Source organism: Streptomyces sp. NPDC051664 (assembly GCF_044453545.1).
Taxonomy (GTDB): Bacteria; Actinomycetota; Actinomycetes; order Streptomycetales; family Streptomycetaceae; genus Streptomyces.
On record NZ_JBITCU010000006.1, the window covers coordinates 213,632 to 228,945 of the forward strand.

Annotated in this window: 13 protein-coding genes and 1 tRNA gene; 6 read left to right on the plus strand and 8 right to left on the minus strand. The window is 69.6% G+C overall.

The window, feature by feature from the left end:
• Positions 1-135: 135 nt before the first annotated feature.
• Positions 136-972: a hypothetical protein gene (locus ACIA8E_RS14475; protein WP_399297910.1), complete on the minus strand. Its 837-nt coding sequence runs from the start codon at positions 970-972 to the stop codon at positions 136-138.
• Positions 973-1,200: 228 nt separating this feature from the next.
• Between ACIA8E_RS14475 and ACIA8E_RS14480 the strand changes: the two genes are divergently transcribed.
• Positions 1,201-1,764 (plus strand): ATP-binding protein, encoded by a 564-nt coding sequence (locus tag ACIA8E_RS14480; RefSeq protein WP_399297912.1) that lies wholly within the window; start codon positions 1,201-1,203, stop codon positions 1,762-1,764.
• An 82-nt stretch (positions 1,765-1,846) separates the two neighbouring features.
• Here ACIA8E_RS14480 and ACIA8E_RS14485 read toward each other — a convergent pair whose 3' ends face one another.
• Positions 1,847-3,310, minus strand: coding sequence for an aminopeptidase P family protein (locus tag ACIA8E_RS14485; protein WP_399297914.1), 1,464 nt, complete (start codon positions 3,308-3,310; stop codon positions 1,847-1,849).
• Positions 3,311-3,516: 206 nt separating this feature from the next.
• On the minus strand, positions 3,517-5,004 hold the full coding sequence (locus ACIA8E_RS14490; RefSeq protein WP_399297916.1) for a PP2C family protein-serine/threonine phosphatase: 1,488 nt from the start codon (positions 5,002-5,004) through the stop codon (positions 3,517-3,519).
• A gap of 472 nt (positions 5,005-5,476) precedes the next feature.
• On the opposite strand from ACIA8E_RS14490, the gene ACIA8E_RS14495 reads away from it, so the two are divergent.
• Positions 5,477-6,160, plus strand: a complete 684-nt coding sequence (locus ACIA8E_RS14495; RefSeq protein ID WP_399297917.1) for a bifunctional DNA primase/polymerase — start codon at positions 5,477-5,479, stop codon at positions 6,158-6,160.
• 1,157 nt (positions 6,161-7,317) lie between these two features.
• On the opposite strand, the gene ACIA8E_RS14500 is transcribed toward ACIA8E_RS14495, so the two are convergent.
• From ACIA8E_RS14500 to ACIA8E_RS14510, 3 genes are all read right to left on the minus strand, one after another.
• Positions 7,318-8,283: a DUF5926 family protein gene (locus ACIA8E_RS14500; protein ID WP_399297919.1), complete on the minus strand. Its 966-nt coding sequence runs from the start codon at positions 8,281-8,283 to the stop codon at positions 7,318-7,320.
• A gap of 251 nt (positions 8,284-8,534) precedes the next feature.
• Complete coding sequence (locus ACIA8E_RS14505) at positions 8,535-9,140, minus strand: ATP-binding protein (protein ID WP_399297921.1); 606 nt, start codon at positions 9,138-9,140, stop codon at positions 8,535-8,537.
• 53 nt (positions 9,141-9,193) lie between these two features.
• Positions 9,194-9,997 (minus strand): glycerophosphodiester phosphodiesterase, encoded by an 804-nt coding sequence (locus ACIA8E_RS14510; RefSeq protein WP_399298149.1) that lies wholly within the window; start codon positions 9,995-9,997, stop codon positions 9,194-9,196.
• A 222-nt stretch (positions 9,998-10,219) separates the two neighbouring features.
• On the opposite strand from ACIA8E_RS14510, the gene ACIA8E_RS14515 reads away from it, so the two are divergent.
• Both ACIA8E_RS14515 and ACIA8E_RS14520 read left to right on the plus strand, forming a co-directional pair.
• Entirely contained in the window at positions 10,220-11,695 is a 1,476-nt protein-coding gene (locus ACIA8E_RS14515) for a S1C family serine protease (RefSeq protein ID WP_399297923.1), read from the plus strand.
• Positions 11,696-11,744: 49 nt separating this feature from the next.
• Positions 11,745-11,831 (plus strand) — tRNA-Ser (locus tag ACIA8E_RS14520).
• Between the two features lie 135 nt (positions 11,832-11,966).
• Here the strand turns inward: ACIA8E_RS14520 and ACIA8E_RS14525 are convergent.
• Together ACIA8E_RS14525 and ACIA8E_RS14530 are read right to left on the minus strand one after the other, a co-directional pair.
• Positions 11,967-12,092, minus strand: coding sequence for a hypothetical protein (locus tag ACIA8E_RS14525; RefSeq protein WP_399297925.1), 126 nt, complete (start codon positions 12,090-12,092; stop codon positions 11,967-11,969).
• A gap of 170 nt (positions 12,093-12,262) precedes the next feature.
• Positions 12,263-13,168: a bifunctional DNA primase/polymerase gene (locus ACIA8E_RS14530; RefSeq protein WP_399297927.1), complete on the minus strand. Its 906-nt coding sequence runs from the start codon at positions 13,166-13,168 to the stop codon at positions 12,263-12,265.
• A gap of 381 nt (positions 13,169-13,549) precedes the next feature.
• On the opposite strand from ACIA8E_RS14530, the gene ACIA8E_RS14535 reads away from it, so the two are divergent.
• Together ACIA8E_RS14535 and ACIA8E_RS14540 are read left to right on the plus strand one after the other, a co-directional pair.
• The gene (locus ACIA8E_RS14535) at positions 13,550-13,861 is read left to right on the plus strand and encodes a hypothetical protein (protein WP_399297929.1); all 312 of its coding nucleotides are present in this window, start codon (positions 13,550-13,552) and stop codon (positions 13,859-13,861) included.
• Positions 13,862-14,067: 206 nt separating this feature from the next.
• Positions 14,068-15,270, plus strand: coding sequence for an acyl-CoA dehydrogenase family protein (locus ACIA8E_RS14540; RefSeq protein WP_399297931.1), 1,203 nt, complete (start codon positions 14,068-14,070; stop codon positions 15,268-15,270).
• The last annotated feature ends 44 nt before the right edge of the window (positions 15,271-15,314 follow it).

Sequence of the window (15,314 nt, forward strand, 5' to 3'; positions counted from 1 at the left end):
GCGGATGCGCGACGGCATCGCGACACCTCTTCCTCACGTGCGGCGTGCCCGCACCGAGCTCGGCGGCCACCGCATGGCGGGCGCCGAGCGGTGACTGCGGTCGAGTCGTGCGTGCAACGAGCGGAGGGTGTCGCGTCAGGCTGCGAGGGTGAATACGGGCGGAGGCCCGCGCCTGATCACCAGGTGCTGCAATGGATCGCCGGTGGCGAGAGCCGGGGCGTCGACTGCGGTACGGGGGATGTGCGGCCCGGTCGCCGGTTCGCCCGGGAGACCGGCGCACAGTGCCCGTAGAAGAGCGAGCGCGGCCCGCAGCGCACGCAACCGGGCCCTGGCCACGAGCTGCTTGGCGCCGTGCGCCGACAGCCGGACCAGCCGGAACAGTGCGATTTCGCCGCGCCGCAGCAGCCAGCCGGTGGCCAGCGCTGCCAGCAGGTGGCCGAGCAGCATGGGCAGGCTGGGCAGCAGACCGGCGAGCGCGGCCGGGTCGGTCACGGCGGTGACCGCCGCTCCCGTCGCGGTGGCCATGTGCTGATGGCCCTGGTCCATCGCCGTCACCGTCGCCGGATCGATGCCTGCGTCGGTGACGATGCGGTGGGCGGCGGCGGCGTTCAGTTGCTCCGGTCCCGCCCCGCAGACGAGGCCTGCCGCGAACCGGATCAGTGAGGCGTCGCCCGCCGCGTCGGCCGTCGACGTGCTGGGGACGCCGTGCGAGCCCAGGCCGAAGAGCGTGTGCAGGGCGATCTGCCCGCCGGCCAGGGCGGTCGCGATGGACGGCATGGAACGCTCGCGTCCGGCGAGCGGCGCCACCACCGCGAAGACCCCGAGGAAGCCTGCGAGCAGCGTCCACCAAGGAACGGTCGCGCAGGAGGCCAGTGTGTGCCCTGCCGCGGACAGCGCGACGCAGGCCGCGGTGAACACCGCGGCCCTCAGTAGCCGCAGACCGGCTCCGGCGCGTGCGACAGGCGTAGACATGGCGGGGTCATCATCGCACTGTGCCCCCGGCCTCCGTGCGTCAGGTCCGGAAGGTCGTCTTCAGACCGGTTGGACATGAGGCGCGTGAGCTGGACGGGTCCGGCATACACGGGTGTACGGAGTACTGGTATCCGCCGAATGAGCGGTCTCACATCAGAACTGTGCTTACGAACCGCCCACTGCGGCAATACGTATCGGTATGTCGAGCCGCAGCCAGGAGGCTGGAGCATGAGCATCTGGTGGTCACTCCATTTGCGGCGCGAAGCTGCGAGCGTTCCGCTCGCCCGTCGCTTCCTGCTCGGCACCATGGAGTCCGCGGGCGTGGATCCGGACATCTCTTTCGATCTGTCGCTCGCGCTCAGCGAAGCCTGTGCGAACGCCGTCGAGCACGGCGGGGAGCAGAGGAACGCCAACGACCTCGTCGCCCCCGGGGACTGCGACCCATGGGACGCGTGGGACTCCTGGAGCGAGCAGTCCGGTACGACCTCCGGGCAGTACTGGGTCACCGCGTATCTGGACGGCGAGAAGTGCCGTATCGAAGTCGCCGACTCGGGTCCCGGCTTCCCCAGCCGGCGTGTGCTTCGCACTGCCGAACAGCCGCACGCGCATCAACCGCCCGTGCACCAACCGCAGCAGCTTCCGCCACTCAGTGCCGAGGACGGCCGAGGGCTCTGCCTCATCGAACAGCTCGCCGATCACGTCCACTTCGCCAACCGACCGGGCCGTGGTGCGGTGGTGAGCTTCGACAAGGTCCTGAAATGGCGGGAGGGCGCCCTGCTCATGGTGTCCTGAGCGGGGCGCCCTCCGACGCTCGGTGCCGACCGTCCACGACCGGTCCCGGCCGTCCGTGATCAGCACTTGATCAACTCTTGAGTCAGCCCTTGAGCTGAGCCATCCAGGCCTCGACCTCGTCGGCCTGGCGCGGCAGCTTGTCGGAGAGGTTCCGGTTGCCGGCCTCGGTGACGAGGATGTCGTCCTCGATCCGGACGCCGATGCCGCGGTACTCCTCCGGCACGGTCAGGTCGTCGGCCTGGAAGTACAGACCGGGCTCGACGGTGAGGCAGACGCCGGGCTCCAGCGTCCCGTTGACGTACGTATCGGTGCGTGCGGCGGCGCAGTCGTGGACGTCCATGCCGAGCATGTGGCCGGTGCCGTGCAGGGTCCAGCGGCGCTGCAGACCCAGCTCCAGGACCTTGTCCACCGACAGATCGCCCAGCAGACCCCACTCGACGAGCTTCTCGGTGAGCACGCGCTGCGCGGCGTCGTGGAAGTCGCGGTAGTCCGCGCCGGGCTTGACGGCCGCGATTCCCGCCTCCTGGGCCTCGTACACCGCGTCGTAGATCTTCCGCTGCAGCGGCGTGAACGTGCCGTTGATGGGAAGGGTCCGCGTCACATCGGCGGTGTAGAGGTCATTGGTCTCCACACCGGCGTCGAGCAGCAGCAGCTCGCCGGAGCGTACGGGGCCGTCGTTGCGCACCCAGTGCAGGGTGGTTGCGTGCGGGCCCGCGGCGCAGATCGAGCCGTAGCCGATGTCGTTGCCCTCGATGCGGGCGCGCAGGAAGAACGTGCCCTCGATGTAGCGCTCGCTGGTCGCCTCGGCCTTGTCGAGGACCTTCACGACGTCCTCGAAGCCGCGCGCCGTGGCGTCGCAGGCCTTCTCCAGCTCGGCGATCTCGAAGGCATCCTTGACCAGGCGCGCTTCGGAGAGGAAGACCCGCAGTTCCTCGTCGCGTTCCGCGGTGACCTTGTCGGTCAGCGCGGACTCGATGCCCGCGTCGTGGCCCCGGACGTTACGGACCGCTCCGGTGGCCTCCTTCAGCGCGGACGAGAGCTGACGAACGTCCTTCGCCGGGATGCCCAGCAACTGCTCGGCCTCGGCCAGGGAGTGGCGGCGGCCGACCCACAGCTCGCCCTGGCCGTCGAGCCAGAACTCGCCGTTCTCGCGGTCGGAGCGCGGCAGCAGGTAGATGGTCGCCCCGTGCCCGTCGTCCTTCGGCTCCAGGACGAGCACGCCGTCCTGGGTCTGGTCGCCGGTGAGGTACGCGTACTCGGTGGAGGCGCGGAAGGCGTACTCGGTGTCATTGGAGCGGGTCTTCAGGTTGCCCGCGGGAATGACCAGACGCTCGCCGGGGAAGCGCGCGGACAGTGCGGCGCGACGGGCCGCAGTGTGCTCGGCCTGGGCGATCGGCTCGAGGCCGTGCAGCTCGGTGTCGGCCCAGCCCGACTTCATGTTGGCGGCGAGCTCATCGGAGACGCCCGGGTACAGGCCGTTCTTCCGCTGCTTGACCGGCTCTGTCTCTTCGGTCTCCGGGGTCTCCGGGGTGGGCTCCTCAGACACGATTTGTCTCTCCTTGATACGACACTGGACCCCGTCCATCGTACGGGCGTACGGAAGGGGCCCAGGGCCGGAAGACCTCTTACAGAGACCGGCCGCCGAGACCTGTCGCAGAGACTGATCCGAAAGACCGATTACAGAGACCGAGCAGAGAGACCGGCCGATCGACACCGCTCGGCCGGATCGCGAAGCTCCGCTGATGACGCGGCTCAGTCGAAGCGCGCGGCCAGAATGACGATGTCCTCGGCGCTGTCGACCTGGTCGAGCCCGTTCGGCAGGACGGTTCGCAGCACATGGTCGAGCACCGATCCGGCGTCCCGGCGCAACGCCTTCGGTACGCTCGCGGCCGCCGAGTGGAGCCGCGCGAACGCCCGGTCCATCGAGTCGCCGGTGCGGCGCAGCAGCCCATCGGTGTACAGCAGCACGATCTCGCCGGGCGCCGGAGCGAACTCCACGCTCGGCGCCTCCCAGCAGGCGAGCATGCCCAGCGGCGCGGACAGGGTGGTCTCGACGAACTCCGTGCGCCGGTCGCCGATCACCAGAGGTGGGGTGTGCCCGGCACCGGCCAGCACGATCTTGCGTGCGAGGGGCTCGCAGTAGGCGAAGAGCGCAGTGGCGGACCGTGCGGGTTCGGTCAGCCGCAGCAGCAGTTCCAGATCGGAGAGCACGGCAACCGGATCCTCGCCCTCCATCACCGCGTACGCCCGCAGGCCCGCCCGCAGCCGTCCCATGGCGGTCAGCGCGCTGGGCCCGGAGCCGCCCACCGAACCGACGGCGAGACCGAGCGCACCCTCCGGCAGGGCCATCGCGTCGTACCAGTCACCGCCGCCGTGCGGTGCGGCGCGATGGCGGGCGGCCAGCTGGACGCCGGGGACCCGGGGCAGTCGGCCGGGCCGCAGCTCCTCGGTGAGGGCAGCCACTTCTGCCCTGGCCCGATACAGCTCCAGCAGCCGAGCCAGGTGTGCGGCCGCGTAACGGGCGTAGAGGCCGACGAGGTGGCGCTGGCGTTCCAGGGGTTCGGCGGGCTCGTCGTAGAGCCAGACGGCCGCGCCGAGCCGACCGGTCGCGGCGGTGGTCAGGGGCAGGGCGAAGCTGGCGGCGTATCCGAGCCGGGCGGCGACTTCGCGGTGGCGGGGGTCCAGTCCTGCGTCGCCGAGCAGATCGGGGCTGCTCTGGGGTCCTTCGGCACCCGGAAGGCCGTCCAGGATCCTGCCGTACGAGGTCGCGCTGCGAGGCACCGTCTCGATGTGGCCGAGCTCGGCGTGGGCGAGTCCGAGACCGATGGTGGAGACCGGGCCGCGGCGGTCGGAGGGTTCGAAGACGATCAGCCCGCGGCGGGCGCCGACCAGGGCCGCACCGGCACCGAGCAGCTCGTGCAACGCATCGTCGAGGGTGTTGGTTCCGGCCAGGCGCTCGGTGAGCTCGTGCAGCGTGGTGAGGTCGGAGACCCAACCGGCCAGACGGTCTTGAAGAAAGGCTCCTGGCGCGGCCGGCACACCATCCAGAGGCCCGGCAGTGTGCGCTGAAACAGGAACTGCGGGATCGATTCCAGCCACTTTCGGCAGGTGAGGGGCGCTCATGGCAACCGGCTTTCCGACCAGTGCGTTTCGTCGAATAGCATCGCAAACCCCCATGTCATTCTGCGCCGCTATCAGTGCATCCACATGTACACGCACAAGTAAGCCGATGTCCAGCATTGTCCCTGCGGGAATCGTGGTGTCTGCGTGACTACTAAGTTGGCCAAAAAATGCACCCTATGGGTGCTATTTGCTGTCGACTGGGTCTGGTTCGACAGGGGGTTCCCTCGGGGTGAAGTCCCGGGGGAGCGTCATTCCAGGCATGCTGGGTACGTAATCGGTGATGAACCAGGGGCAGTTCTGATCGCCCCGGAACCTGGCGGCGAGCCCGGACGTCCTCACATGTGACGGCCGCGCCCCACCCCCGAGTGGCGGGGTTGTGCACCATGGGACGGCAGGCGCGACGCGCGCTGCCCCTCGCCATGTTTTGGCTGGACCGGCTCAGCTCGACTCGGCTCACGCTCGGTACCGACGGGTTACCCGTACCGCAGACTTAGAGAACATGTACGCACGGTGAAGTAATACACACGTGGTGTGACGCACGCGTGTTGTGATGTGGCCCTCGGCGTTCAACGGAAAGGAACGAGCGCTCATGCGCGAGATCCTCGGAAGGCGACGCAGGCTCCGGCTCCGGCGCAAGGCACGGCCCGCCCAGCTCGACGCGGCCCTGACCTGTGCCACCGCATGGCAGTGGCCCGTGCTTCCCGGAGTGGGGCTGAGCGCAGGCGGTGGTCGCGGTGACCGCGGCCGTGGCTGCGCCTGCCCCGATCCCGAGTGCGCCGTACCCGGCGCACACCCCTTCGATCCCGGTCTCCTCGCGGCGACCACCGACGAGCGCATGGTGCGCTGGTGGTGGACCAATCGGCCCACCGCGCCGATCATGCTGGCAACCGGCGGCCGCGCGCCATGCGCGCTCAGCCTGCCCGCCATGGCCGGCGCCCGGGCGCTGACCGAGCTCGACCGGATGGGGATGCGACTCGGTCCTGTCGTGGCGACACCGACACGGTGGTCGCTGCTGGTCGCTCCCTACACCCTCGAACAGCTCGGCGAGTTGTTGCACGCCAAGGACCGGGTGCCCAGTTCGCTGCGTTTCCACGGCGAGGGGGGCTATCTCGTCCTTCCCCCCTCCGAGGTGGGAACGGGGCACGTGCGCTGGGAACGGGCTCCACTGCCCGGCCCTGTGACGCCTTGGCTGCCGGGTGTGGAAGCGGTCCTGGACGCGCTGGTCGAAGCGAGCAACAGCGCTCCCGACGGTGGCAGCCGGCTTGCGTACTGAGCTTGCGTACTGAGAGGGACCGGTCGGCGTCGGTGGCGACCGGCGGGGCTTCCGGGCGGTCGTACGGGCTGCTCGGCTCACTCGTTCGGGTGTGAGCCGTCCGAGTTTCTGCGTCAGATGAGTGCGCTCCACCCCGGTGCCTGCATTTTCGTCGATATCTTCGGCGCGCCGTCAGGAATTTCCGCGCAGTCGACAGGCGGGGCCGCCATGAATCTCTGCATGATCGTAATGGCGGGTGTGGTGGTCTCCGCCGTCGTGCTTCCGCTCACGGCTTCTGCGGAATGCGGGGGCGGCCTCGGTCCCGTACTGCTTAATGCAAAGTCTGCCGATGCAAAGTCCGGCGATGGCAGGCTTTCTGACGAGCCTTCCGGAACCGCCCCCGAAGACTCCTTCGAAGGAGTCTTCGGGGGCGGCTTCAAAGGGATCTTCGCAGGGGAGTTCCTGGCCCGGACCTCTGTCCGATATCGACCTGCCGGGCGGGCGCGGGGAAGTCGGCGGGCCCAGCGGAGGGAGCGGCTCCGCCTTCACCGGATCGGCCGGTTCCGCGCTGCGGACCGTCGCCCGGTGCGGCCCCGAGCTGACCTCCCCCGAGGGCGTCGAAGGGCAGACCTGTGTCATGACCGACGGGCGTGCCATGGGCGCGCAGCTACTACCGCAATACGACGGGTGACGAACTCCGGTCCGTACTCATGCTGATGGGGCCCGGAGGCCGGAGCGTCGAAACGCACTGCAGGGTGGAGTCACAGGGTGCGCCGGGCGACTGCGAGACGCCGCACCGCTCGTCATACGGAGGTCCCGAGGAGTACATGGCGATGGCCGACCATGCGGGCGGCGGATGGGCGGCGGATGGGCGGCCGAGGCGGCTCCGCTGCTGCTGAGGTCCGGATCCGATCCGGCGCCTTCCGCGGCGGGTCGACACCGGTTCCGCAGTCGCTCTGCCCGGTCCCGTGTGTCGCTCCGTGCGCCGTGTCCGGGCATGAGAACGCCCGGTCGCTGGCGACGGGGGATGCACCAGCGACCGGGCTTCTAGAACGGTAACAAGAGATCTGCCGTTCGCAAATTCGATCTCGCTTATTCGGACAGCTATTCACTTGCGGGTACTGCGAGTTGTGACGTGAGTCACCGATCGGCCCGCCGCTGCCGTCGCGCGGTCACGGTCAGCTGAGCGTCACCTGGCGGTTGGTGAGACCGCCGCGGGCACGCCGCTCGTCCGCGGTGAGCGGAGCGTCCGAGGCGAGCGCCTGCGCCAGCCGCTCCGCGAGCTCGGCCGCGGGCTTCTCGCACTCCTCTGCCCCCATCGCGCTCGGCAGATCCCAGACCGGGACCATCAGTCCGTGCGCCCGGAAGGAGCCGACCAGCCGCGTCCCCTCACCGAGCGAGGAGGTGCCGGCGGCGTGCAGCCGGGCGAGCGCGTCGAGGAGCTGCTCCTCGGGGTGCGGCATGACCCAGCGCAGGTGGTTCTTCTCCGGGGTCTCGCACCAGTACGCAGCGTCCACGCCGGAGAGCATGGTGGTCGGGATCGCCGCCTCGTTCGCACGCTCCAGGGATGCGGACACCTCGGGCGTGGCGTTCTCCGCGCCAGGGACCCAGAACTCGAAGCCGGAGTGGACGACCGGCTCGAACGCGGCGTCCGGGTCGAGAAGGTCCTGCAGGCGCGGCCCGTCGGCCGGTACGCGCCTGGCGGCGACGGGTGAGCCGGGCTCGGTTTCCAGCGCGCGTTGCAAGGTGTCCGCGAGGTCGCGGCTGAGGTCGCCGGAGGAGGTGTCGTTCTGCAGGGCGAGCAGGACGGAGCCGTCGTCGCGGCGCAGCGCCGGCCACGCCATCGGCAGCACGGTCGCGAGCGTCACGGACGGCACGCCCTCGGGCAGTCCGCCCTTCAGGGTCAGTTCGACCGTTGCGGCGGGTACCAGCTCGCGCAGGGCGACCCAGTCGCACTCACCCGCCAGGCCCTCGAACGGACGCTGGACCAGCTCGGTCACGGCCTGGGCGGCGGCGCGGCCGTGACAGGCCTTGTAGCGGCGGCCCGAACCGCACGGGCAGGGCTCGCGAGCCCCGACCACCGGGATCTCGCTGTCCTTGAGCTGCTGCTTCCCGGCCTTGGTCTGAGGGCGCTTCTTGGCCATGGTGGGCTTTCTCCCGATTGCGACAGTGCGGTCTGGGCCGCGAGCCTAGCCGCCCGTGCCGGGTCCGGGGCACAGCCGTCCGGGGCGCATGGGGTGCGTACGCGGGAGCGCCGGTGTGTCGCGATCCGTTCAGAGGCCCCCAGGCCCATCCGGACGCTCGGTGCACAGGCTCATCCGTACACATGGTTCGCAAGCCCGTCGGTTCACCGGTCCGTGCGTACGCCGAACCGGTGCATCGGCCTCAGGCCACGTCAGCCCGCGTCGTCGAAGGCGTCGGCGAAGTCCAGCCCGTCGAGCCCCGGCAGGTGCCCGTTCCCGTGGTCGTGCCCGGGGCCCTCGCTGACCAGCACCCACACCGTGACCTCGCCGGACGAGCTGTCGCGCACGCCCCACTCCTCGGCGAGCGCGTTGATGATGTTGAGCCCGCGGCCACCGCGCGCCGTCACGGACGGTGTGGCCGGAATCGGTCGGGTCGGACCGCCTCCGTCCGTCACCTCGACGGTCAGCCCGCCTGTTCCGTCGACGCGCCAGGCGGCACGTACGTCGCCGTCACCCACATCTGTGTGTCGCCCCAGCGGCCTGCCGTGTCGGCAGGCATTGCTGAGAAGTTCGGAAAGGATCAATACAGCATCGTCGACGACCGAATCCGACACCCCGTAGCTGCGCAATTGCTCGCGCATCCGGTGCCGCGCCTGCCCCACGCCCGCAGGGCCATGGGGTACGGCCATGCTCGACGACGTGGGCACTTCCTGTGCCACCACCAACGCCACCCCCGAGACCTCCTTTGCCCCACGCCACGGAGTGGATGCCCTCCTGGACTGGACCGGAAACCGGCCAATGGCCTGCCAGTGACGCACTCGTAACGATCGAATACAGGCTGAATGCGCCGGTGTACAACCTGTAACTGATGTTAAAAGCGACCCAGTTGGGATAGGACCTGTTTTGGGCGATTAGTGATGATTGCCTCGACGCCAAGGTGTGCGCAGAGCTCCACGTCCTCGGGTTCATTGACTGTCCAGACGTGCACACGGTGGCCGGCGCGGTGCAGCCGCTCGATGTAGCCCGGGTGGCTACGTACGATCCGCAGCCCCGGACCGGCGATCCGGGCACCGGCCGGCAGCCGCCCGTCGCGCAGCCGCGGCGAGACGAACTGCATCAGATAGACGGTCGGCAGGGTGGGCGAGGCGGCCTGAATGCGGTGCAGGGAGCGTGCCGAGAAGCTCATGATCCGGACCGGCGAGGGGCCCTCGTCCGGCGGAGTGTCGAGCTCGAAGCGCTTCAGCAGATGCAGCAGCCGTTCCTCCACCTGGCCCGCCCAGCGAGTGGGGTGTTTGGTCTCGATGGCCAGCTGGATGGGGCGCCCGGCAGCACGTGTCTCGACGACCAGCTCGAGCAGTCGCTCAAGAGTGAGTACGGAGGTGAGCTCGCCCGGCACGGGATCCCAGTCCGGGGACTCCTCGCGGTCCTTCCAGGAGCCGAAGTCGAGGGCGGCGAGTTCGGCGAGTTCCAGGGCGGAGACGGCGCCGCGGCCGTTGGACGTACGGTTCACCCGTCGGTCGTGCACGCAGACGAGGTGGCCGTCGGAGGTGAGCCGTACATCGCATTCCAGCGCGTCCGCGCCGTCCTCAATGGCCTTCCGGTAGGCGGCCAGGGTGTGCTCGGGAGCGTCGTCGGACGCCCCGCGGTGTGCGATGACCTGGATGGGATGTTGCATGGTGTGCTGCCGTGCGTGGGTCACCGCGTCATGGTGCCACCGAGTGGCGGCGGGGGTGCGTACCTTGCGACGGGGGACCGTTTTGCCGGATATAAAGATTGGTGTACGGACGCACAGGTCCTGCTTACAGTGGCCTGACGGGTCATGGGAAAAGCTGGCTCCGGACACGTACACAGCGGATCTCTTGCCGAAAATTGATGAGGAACCGAGGAGTAAAGAGCTGTGAGCACAGAGAACGAGGGCAACGAGGGCACTGCGGCTCAGGCCGTTCCGTCCGTTCCGTCCGCACCTCCCGTGCCGGCCGCTGCTCCTGAGGGCACGCCTGCGCCCCCGCCGGCGCCCGCGGGCCCGGATTCGTCGGACGCGGCAGCGACGCAGCAGTCGGGGCAGGCGCAGGCGATGGGCTGGCCGCCGCCGCACTCCCCCGGGCCGCAGCACGCGCCGTCCGCGCAGCCGCAGTCGGCTGGCGCCTGGCCGCCTCCCCCGCCTGCCGTTCCCGCGTACGCGCAGGGCGCGGGCGGTGGTGGTGGTCCCGTGTGGGGGGCGGCCAATCAGCTGCCGGCGCCGGAGGCCCCGCGCAAGCGGCGTGGCAGCGGTCTGGTGGCCGCGGTGGCCGTCGCGGCGCTCGTGGCGGGCGGCGTCGGCGGCGCCCTCGGCTACTGGGCCGCCGACCGGAACGACAGCGGCAACTCCTCCGGGTCGACCACGGTCACGGCGTCGACCAATCCGCAGGCCCTCAAGCGCGACCCCGGCACGGTCGCAGGCGTCGCGGCCAGGGCGCTGCCCAGCGTGGTCACCATCGACGCACAGAACGGCGACGGCGAGGGCGGCACGGGCACCGGCTTCGTGTACGACAAGGAAGGCCACATCCTCACCAACAACCACGTGGTGGCTTCCGCCGCGAACAGTGGCCAGCTCACGGCGACGTTCTCCGACGGGAAGAAGTACGACGCCGAGGTGGTCGGCCGCGCGGAGGGTTACGACGTCGCCGTACTGAAGCTCAAGAACGCGCCGTCGGGGCTCGCACCGCTGGCCCTCGGCAACTCGGACCAGGTCGCGGTCGGTGATTCGACGATCGCGATCGGCGCGCCGTTCGGCCTGTCCAACACGGTCACGACCGGCATCATCAGCGCGAAGAACCGCCCGGTCGCCTCCGGTGACGGCTCCGGCGGCAGCAACTCGTACATGAGCGCACTGCAGACCGACGCCTCGATCAACCCGGGCAACTCCGGTGGCCCGCTGCTCGATGCGCGCGGCGCGGTCATCGGTATCAACTCGGCCATCCAGTCGACCGGCAGCAGCGGCCAGGCCCAGGCGGGATCCATCGGCCTCGGCTTCGCGATCCCGATCAACCAGGCGGAGAACGTCGCCCAGCAGCTGATCAAGACCGGTCAGCCGGTCTACCCGGTGATCGGTGCCACGGTCACCATGGACGAGAAGACCGGCGGCGCCGTCATCTCGGAACAGGGCTCGGGCGGTACGCCGCCCGTCAGCCCGGACGGTCCCGCCGCCAAGGCCGGTCTCAAGGCGGGCGACGTCATCACCAAGTTCAACGAGACGGTGATCGACAGCGGCCCGACCCTGATCGGCGAGATCTGGACCCACAAGCCGGGCGACAAGGTCACGCTGACCTACAAGCGAGACGGCAAGGTGTCGACGGCCGAAGTCACCCTGGGGGAGCGCAAGGGCGACAGCTGACCGGCTAGGCTGTCCTCGCGTCAAGGCCGGTCCATGACCGATGACGTGGGGTGGGTTGCCCGAGCGGCCTAAGGGAACGGTCTTGAAAACCGTCGTGGCAGCGATGTCACCGTGGGTTCAAATCCCACACCCACCGCGCAGGTCAGCGTAGGTGCTGGTCAGAAGGGGTGCTCCTCAGCGAGGAGCACCCCTTCTGCGTTCCACCTTGTCTCACCCCGAACGCTTCGATCCCAGCGCGGATCAGTGCGTGGGGGCCATCTGTGGGCCAGGATCACCCGTCATCCTCGCTGGTCAGCCCCTTGTCGATGAGCTGGTTGGCCCGATCCTGCTGGCGACGCAGGATCTTCGCGTAGAACCGGAACAGCACGGCGATGCCGTGGCCGGCACGTCGGGCCACCTCGACAGGGGCGACCCCGGCATCGTGGCGACTACTGGTCGCCTGCCATAACCTGCGCAAGATCTTCCGACACGTCGGGACCGCCGGGCTCGCCGCCCTGGCTGACTGACGAGAGGACGCCCCTTCTGCGTGCGCGGCCGGCGGTGTCGGGACCGCTCGGTGGTGCGGGCTCAGGGGAATCGGTTGGGGCGGTCGGCGTCCTCCGGGCCCATGGGGCGGCCGGAGGTGAGCCGGGCGGCCGAGGCGATGGTGGCCCGGGCCTCGCGTTCGGTGAGGCCGGTGCGGACGGCGGCGTTGGTGAGGGCGTCCGCCAGGGCGTCGCCGAAGCCGTGTTCGTACGCACGGCAAGCAGCCCAGAAGAGACGGGTGTTGCGCTGTCCTTCGTGTGCCGCGAGAACGAACTGGACCAAGCCCTGGCCGTGGTGGGGGCGGCCGGAGGGGTGGTGAGGACGTGCGGGGGGTGTGAGCAGACGGAGGAGCGCGCGGGGGCAGGGGGCCGGGGAGAGATCGGCGGCGCCGGGGGCGAGTCGGTAGGTGCCGCGGGTGGTGACCGAGCCCGGACCGACCAAGTAGCCGCCGGTACCGCGGATGTCGATGCCGGGGGCGAGGCGGCTTGCGGAATTCGGTACGGATACGCCGGGCGGGCCGGTGAGCCAGATGTGGCGGCCGCCGCTGGGAGTGATCACCGTGACCGTCGGCGGGATGGTGAACAGATGGTGCAGGGCCAGCTGCTGGAGGGCCACCACGGAGTCGTTCCGTCCGGTGGTGTCGATGTCGAGGTCGACGCCGATGAGGCGGTGCGGGGCCCGGCCGCAGGCGATTCCGTAGCCGGTGGCCCAGGGGGCGGCGGCGAAGAGGGCGCGTACTGCGGCAGGGTTCGTGGTGGCGTCGTGGACGCCGTGTCCGGGGAGACCGCAGGCGCCTCGGCAGGTGACCGGCCGGTCCTCGTCGTGGTGGGGAGAGCGCAGGGCGGGCAGCTTGGTGGCGGACAGCGGGATGACGGGGAGCCCGTGCTCGGCGGCGGAGAGCGCGTGGGCGAGGGCCAGGGTGGCGGTCTGCCGGTCGGTGATGGCCATAGCTCTATGTTCGTACAACTGTTCGAAGAAAGGAAGAGGTGGTGAGGGGTGGGGGTGACGGTGGAGGGCGCGGCCGGATCGGTTGCTGTGGACCGGTCGGGCCGGATCGCGCGGGTGGAAAATGTGCCGAAACGCTTTTCCTCTTGGGGTGCGCGGGATCGCGCGGTGCCGGAGTGCGTGCCGGGGGTGTGAGCTGGGGCTTTGGGGGCGGGCGGGAGGTTTATCGGGTGTTCCTCATGCTTGCGGGGGAATCGGTGGACCTGGGTGGTTCGCCGGGGATTCGGTGGGCAGCTTTGGTCTCGCGACGTCGTGACCAAGACCGAGGCGGTCGGCCAACTGCCTCGGAACCAGCCGCACTTTCGGTTCCTGGAGGAAATTGACATGGCAAGCATCCGTACCGCTCGCGCCCTCGCCGCTGTTGCCGCACTGCCTCTCGCTGTCGCGTTCTTCGGCGGCGTCGCCCAGGCCGACAACGGATCGTTCGCGAACGACGGGTCGAACGCGGGTGTTGCGACGATCAGCGGCAGTGGAGTCGGCAGGAACAACTCCGGCAACTCGTCGACGTCGCAGCAGCAGGCCACCGGTTCCGGGGCATCGAACCAGAGCAACTCGGCGCAGGTGAACCGCTCGGCGTTCACCACGATCTATCAGTCCAACAAGAACGTCACCTTGAACTTCACAAAACTCTGGTGAGCCGGGGTCCACCGTGGGCCGGTCGGGGGGCCGGCGCGGGGTGGGGTGGACAACGGCCTGCGTGAAGGCGCTTCTGCGTCTTCACGCAGGCCGTTCGCGTTTTCCGCGCGGGATCGTTCAGGCGTCGTCGACCTTGACAGCGGCCACGAATCTGACGGACAGTCAGAATCCTGATCCGTACGCCCGCGTCCGGAAGGCCCGCCGCCGTGCATCTCGCCCCGACGGAGCGTCAGCAGCAGCTGCGCGCCGAGCTCCGCACCTATTTCCGCGACGTGATCACCGGGCCGGACGTGGCCTCCGGGACGGATGTGATGTCCGGGGTGCGGACAAGACGTGCCGATGACCCGGCCGAGCAACGCCGACTGCTGCGTCGGATCGGCGCCGACGGGATGCTCGGACTGGGCTGGCCCGTCGAGTACGGGGGTCAGGGCCGCGGTCCCGACGAGCAGTTCGTCTTCTTCGACGAGGCGTACCGGGCGGGTGCGCCCGTGTCCATGGTCACCCTCAACACTGTCGGCCCGACCTTGATGAAGTACGGGACCGAGGCGCAGAAGGCGTACTTCCTGCCGCGGATCCTGAACGGCGACCTCGTCTTCGCGATCGGTTACAGCGAGCCGGAGGCCGGCACGGACCTGGCCGCGTTGCGCACGAGAGCGGTGCGGGACGGCGACGCCTGGGTGATCGACGGGCAGAAGATCTTCACCAGTAATGCGCAGAACGCGGACTGGATCTGGCTCGCCTGCCGTACGGATCCGGATGCGGCCAAGCACAAGGGCATCTCGATCATCCTGGTCCCGACGGACGCCCCCGGGTTCGCCTGGACCCCCATCGAGACCGTGGGTGGTCTGACCACGACGGCCACCTATTACGACGGGATACGGGTACCCGTCACGAATCTGGTCGGCGAGGAGAACGGCGGCTGGGGGCTGATCACCAACCAGCTGAACCATGAGCGGGTGGCGCTCGCCGCGATCGGGATGCAGGCCGAGGAGTTCTATGAGGCGGTGCTCGCCCACGCCCGTACCCCCGATCCGGTGAGTGGGCGACGCCCGGTTGACGAGCCGTGGGTGCGGTCCCGGCTGGCCGAGGCCTATGCCCGGCTGGCCGCAACGCGCCTGCTCAACTGGCGTTTGGTGGGGGATGTGGGGGCCGGCTCACTGGCCCCCGGCGAGGCGAGCGGCGTGAAATTCATGGGAACCGAATCGGCCGTCGAGGTGTATCGAATGTGCCAGGAAATCGCGGGCGAGGCCGGAACGGTCCGCGGTGGTTCGCTCGGCTCCTTCGGGGACGGGGAGCTGGAGCGGATGAACAGGGCGGCGCAGATCAACACCTTCGGGGGTGGGGTGAGCGAGGTGCAACGGGAGATCGTCGCGACGATGCGGCTCGGCATGAAGAGGGGGAAGCGGTGACGGACACGCGATATGAGCGGGGCGGCCGGAGCTCGCAGGACGGG